Below are 4,633 nucleotides of genomic sequence, written 5' to 3'. Positions count from 1 at the left end.
CCCCGGTCCCGATCACTGCCGCCCCGCCTGACCTGCTGCACGACACCGGCCGCGTTGCCGCCCTCTATCGCGACAAGGCCAGCGAGGCGCTGATCGTCTCCATCGCGCCGCGCCAGCCGGCGCGCGACATCTGGGGCGCGGCCTATCTGGCGCGCTTCGGCGTCTCGGTGCTGGGGCTGACCGACTATTCCGCCGGCTGGTTCCCGCAGGGCGACATGGCCGAGCTGCTGCCGAAGCTGCAGCCGGTGCTGGACCGCCACCGCCGCATCATCCTCTACGGCTTCAGCATGGGCGCCTATGCCGCGCTGAAATACAGCGCCCGGCTGCGCGCCGACGTGGTGCTGGCCTTCTCGCCCCAGGCCTCGGTGCATCCGGACGATGTCGGCGACTTCGACTTCCGCCGCAGCCGCGACTACTACCGGCCGGAGCTGCATGCCGGCATGCGCATCGCCCCCGGCGACATCGCCGGCCAGGCCCTGCTGTTCCACGACCCGCGCTTCGCCGAGGATGCCCGCCACGCGGCGATGATCGAGGAAGCCGGCGCCGTCCAGCGCGTGCTGACGCCGCTGGTCAACCATGACTCGATCGGCTTCGCGGTGGACACCGGCTGGGTGCGGCCGATGCTGCAGGCGGCGCTCGACACCGGCCATGTGCCGGATGCCGTGCTGCGCCCGCTGATCCGCCCGCGCCGGCTGCTCTGCGCGACCTATGCCCGGCAGCTGGCCGCCCTGATGCGCCGCCGCCATCCGGGCCCGGCCGGCGAGGCGCTGGCGCTGCGCGTGCTGCGCCAGGCGCTGATCGCCGGCAATGCCACCGCCCAGCTGCGGCTGGAGCTGGCGCATTGCCTGCTGGACCACCACCATGTCCCCGAGGCCCAGGCGGTGGTCCGCGCCGGCTTCGTCCGCCCGCCGCGCCCGTCGCAGATGGCGCTGCTGGACGACCTGCACCGCCGCCTGCGGCTGCGCGCCGGCCAGGACGACCCCGAGCCCGCAACCTTCCCGAAGACCGACCGCGCCTGGGCCGAGGTGGTCGACTTCCTGGCCGAGCGTCGGCTGGACCAGGAAAGCCTGCTGGCTCCGGCGGCGCTGGCCGCCGTGCTGGCCAATGCCCGCAGCCGTCCGACCGCGCCGGGCGAGCCGCAACCCGACTGGGTGGTGGTGCGCAAGGGCGGGCTGGTGCAGCTGGGCCGCGCCTTCCTGCGCCGGCTGAACGCCGAGTCCGTGCCGGTCTTCGTCAACGGCCAGTTCATCGTCTGGTGCCGCGAGCCCAGCTTCGGCCTGGTCGACCAGCGCGGCCACCCGGAGGTCGCCGCCATGCTGCGCGACCTCGACGTCCCCTGGGGGAACGAGGGCTAGCTACTTCCCCTTGGCGAAGACCACCACGGCCTCGAGCTGGGCGGACCACAGGAACTGGTCGATCGGCGTCGCCGCCTCGATCCGCCAGCCGCCGCCCAGCAGCACCTTGGCATCCCGCGTCAGCGCCGCCGGGTTGCAGGAGACATAGACGATCCGGCCGAGGCTGCTGCGGGCCAGCGCCGGCATCTGCTCGGCAGCACCGGAAAAGGGCGGGTCCAGCACCAGCGCGGCGAAGGCCTCGAGCTCCTTCGGCGCCAGCGGCTGCCGCACCAGGTCGCGCTTCGTCGCCACCACCCGCCCGCCCGACTTGCGCGCCGCGGCGTCCAGGGCGGCCACGGCCTCAGGCGCGCTCTCATAGGCCGCCACCCGCGCCGCTGCCGACAATGGAAAAGAGAGCGTCCCCAGCCCGGCATGCAGCTCGGCGATGCGCGCCTTGCCGGTCAGCTTCTTCGGCAGCCCGGCCAGCACGGCGCGGACGATGGCGGCCTCGCCCTGCGGCGTCGCCTGCAGGAAGGCCCCCGGCGGCGGCGCCACCGGAACCCCGGCGAAGGCGATCGAGACCGGCCCGAGCTGCGCCAGCGTCTCGCTGACCGTGCCCTTCAGGCTGGTCCCGGCGATGCGCGGAATGCCCTGCGCCTTGGCGAAGGCGGCCAGCGCGGTCCGCTCCTGCACCCCGGGCGTCCCGTCCAGACGCAGAAGAAGATCCGGCCCGCTGTCCAGCAGGTTCAGCATCGCCGAACCCTCCCGCCGCAGGCTGGGCAGGCTGCGCAGCATCGCCCGCAGCGGCTCGAACAGCGCGACCAGGCGCGGGTCCAGCACGAAGCAGGTCGACAGATCCTCGACCCGGGCGCTGTCGCCGCGGGCATGGAAGCCCAGCGCCACGCTGCCATCGGGCCGCCGCCTCAGCGCCAGGTCGGCACGGCGGCGGGTGGCGGGCGGGGTGACCTCGGTGGCGGCGACCGGCACGTCGCGGAAGCCGGCACGCTCCAGCGCCTCGACCAGCCGGCCGCGCTTCCAGGCCGAATAGGGGCCCAGCGCCAGGTGCTGGGTCACGCAGCCGCCGCAGGGGCCGTAATGCGGGCAGGGGGGATCGACACGGTCAGGGCTGGGCGACAGCACCACCGGGCCCTCGACCTGCACCCGCTCGCCGGGCAGCACGCCGGGGAGGAACAGGCGCGCCCCGTCAGGAGCAACGGCCAGGCCGTCGCCGGCAGCACCCAGAGCGTCGATCACCACGTCCACAACACAGTACCCCTGAAAACAAGACAAGGGGGGCATCTGCCCCCCTTGGAACCCCCGGCCAGGAACCTGAGGTTCCTGGACCTCCCATCATTCGTGTGATCGCTTGAGGCGGAATCGCCGAAAAGCGTGAATCACACGATCAAACCAGACGTCAGAAGGCGTTCAGGCCCGTCTGGGCGCGGCCCAGGATCAGCGCATGCACGTCATGCGTGCCCTCATAGGTGTTCACCGCCTCGAGGTTCATGACATGGCGGATCACATGATACTCGTCGGCGATGCCATTGCCGCCATGCATGTCACGCGACACGCGGGCGATGTCGAGCGCCTTGCCGCAGCTGTTGCGCTTGCACAGGCTGATCATCTCCGGCGCCACGCGATGCTCGTCGAACAGCCGGCCCAGGCGCAGCACGCTCTGCAGGCCCAGCGTGATCTCGGTCTGCATGTCGGCCAGCTTCTTCTGGATCAGCTGCGTCTGCGCCAGCGGACGGCCGAACATCTTGCGGTCCATGGTGTAGGAGCGGGCGGCGTGCCAGCAGAACTCGGCAGCCCCCAGCGCGCCCCAGGCGATGCCGTAGCGGGCGCGGTTGAGGCAGGAGAACGGCCCCTTCAGCCCCTTCACGTCCAGCTTGTTGCCCTCGGGGACGAAGACCTCCTCCATCATGATCATGCCGGTGGTCGACGCCCGCAGGCTGAACTTGCCCTCGATCTTCGGCGCGGTCAGGCCCTTCATGCCCTTCTCGAGCACGAAGCCGCGCACGTCGCCGGCCTCGTCCTTGGCCCAGACCACGAAGACGTCGGCGATCGGCGAATTGGTGATCCAGGTCTTCGAGCCGGAGACCAGGTAGCCGCCATCGACCGCCTTGGCGCGGGTGCGCATCGAGCCCGGATCGGAACCCGCATCCGGCTCGGTCAGGCCGAAGCAGCCGATCAGCTCGCCCTTCTGCATGCCCGGCAGCAGCCGGTCCTTCAGCTCGGCCGCGCCATAGGCCCAGATCGGGAACATCGCCAGCGACGACTGCACCGAGAAGGCCGAGCGGTAGCCGCTGTCCACCCGCTCCACCTCGCGGGCGATCAGCCCGTAGGAGACATAGTTGACGCCGGCGCAGCCATGGCTGTCGAGGGTCGCGCCCAGGAAGCCCATCTCGCCGAACTCGTTCATGATCTCCCGGTGGAAGACCTCATGGCGGTTCGCTTCGAGAACGCGCGGGAACAGCTTCTCCTGGCAGTACTGGCGGGCCGCGTCGCGGATCATCCGCTCGTCCTCGGAGAGCTGGTCCTCCAGCAGCAGGGCGTCGTCCCACACGAAGCTGGGCTTGGCGGTCTGGGTCACGGCATTCATGGGGTTTCTCTCCTGCAGGCGCCTGGCTGCGGCACGTCACGTGTGGGGCGCGCCAAGGTGAGCCTGGGCGGCGCCCGTGATCCTGGATGGACGGGGCGGAGATTGGCGTCCCCACCGCCCCGACGCAATGGGGCCGGGCCACCCCCCGAAACGCCGCCGCCGCCCGGGGAGGGCGGCGGCGGGTCTTGTCAGGCAGCCTCGGCGCCGAGCTCGGGGTTGCCGTTCCCCGACTCGGCCGGCGCGGTATCGCGCTGCGGGCGGGGGATCGGGATCAGCATGAAGGCCGGCACCTGGTCGCCGAAGCCCAGCACGGCCGGGCCCAGATCGTCGCGGTCGCGGCGGCGGTCGTCGCGGCGCTCCTCGCGGTCGCGGCGCGGCTCCCGGCGATCGTCGCGCTCGCGGCGCGGCTCGTCCCGGCGGCTCTCGTCGCGGCCGCGGCCTTCGCGGCGCGCCTCGTCACGCGGGCGGTCCTCGCGGGGCCGATCCTCGCGCGGACGCTCGTCCCGCTCGCGGCGGCGCTCGTCCCGGCGATCGTCGCGACGCTCGCTCCGCTCCTCGCGCGGCGGCGTCTCGCCGCCCAGATCCTCGACCTCGTCGCGGCGGTTGACGCCGCGGCGGACGATCTCCTTCTCGCCGCCCCGACGCTCGCCGCCGCGCTCGCTGCGGCCTTCGCCGCGCGACTCACCGCGATCGCGGT

3 protein-coding genes and 1 pseudogene are annotated in these 4,633 nt (G+C 72.3%); 1 reads left to right on the top strand and 3 read right to left on the bottom strand.

Annotated elements, in window-relative coordinates:
• Positions 1-1,355 (top strand): hypothetical protein (locus BKE38_RS32125; RefSeq protein WP_076958304.1); only part of this gene is annotated, 1,355 nt, incomplete at its 5' end.
• Here BKE38_RS32125 and BKE38_RS16045 read toward each other — a convergent pair.
• The 3 genes and pseudogenes from BKE38_RS16045 to BKE38_RS32120 form a co-directional block, all read right to left on the bottom strand.
• Complete coding sequence (locus BKE38_RS16045; protein WP_242662383.1) at positions 1,356-2,597, bottom strand: class I SAM-dependent RNA methyltransferase; 1,242 nt, start codon at positions 2,595-2,597, stop codon at positions 1,356-1,358.
• A 151-nt stretch (positions 2,598-2,748) separates the two neighbouring features.
• Complete coding sequence (locus BKE38_RS16040; RefSeq protein WP_076958302.1) at positions 2,749-3,936, bottom strand: acyl-CoA dehydrogenase; 1,188 nt, start codon at positions 3,934-3,936, stop codon at positions 2,749-2,751.
• Positions 3,937-4,124: 188 nt separating this feature from the next.
• Positions 4,125-4,633: pseudogene (locus BKE38_RS32120) on the bottom strand (hypothetical protein); the annotation flags it as partial.

This window comes from Teichococcus deserti (assembly GCF_001982615.1).
Taxonomy (GTDB): domain Bacteria; phylum Pseudomonadota; class Alphaproteobacteria; order Acetobacterales; family Acetobacteraceae; genus Pseudoroseomonas; species Pseudoroseomonas deserti.
Note: the sequence above shows the minus strand (reverse complement) of the source record. Positions and strands in the feature narration are given on the sequence as shown.

What these genes read in the sequence shown, in the direction of transcription:
- BKE38_RS16040 (WP_076958302.1), bottom strand. Translation starts at nt 3,936, where the DNA reads ATGAATGCCGTGACCCAGACCGCCAAGCCCAGCTTCGTGTGGGACGAC.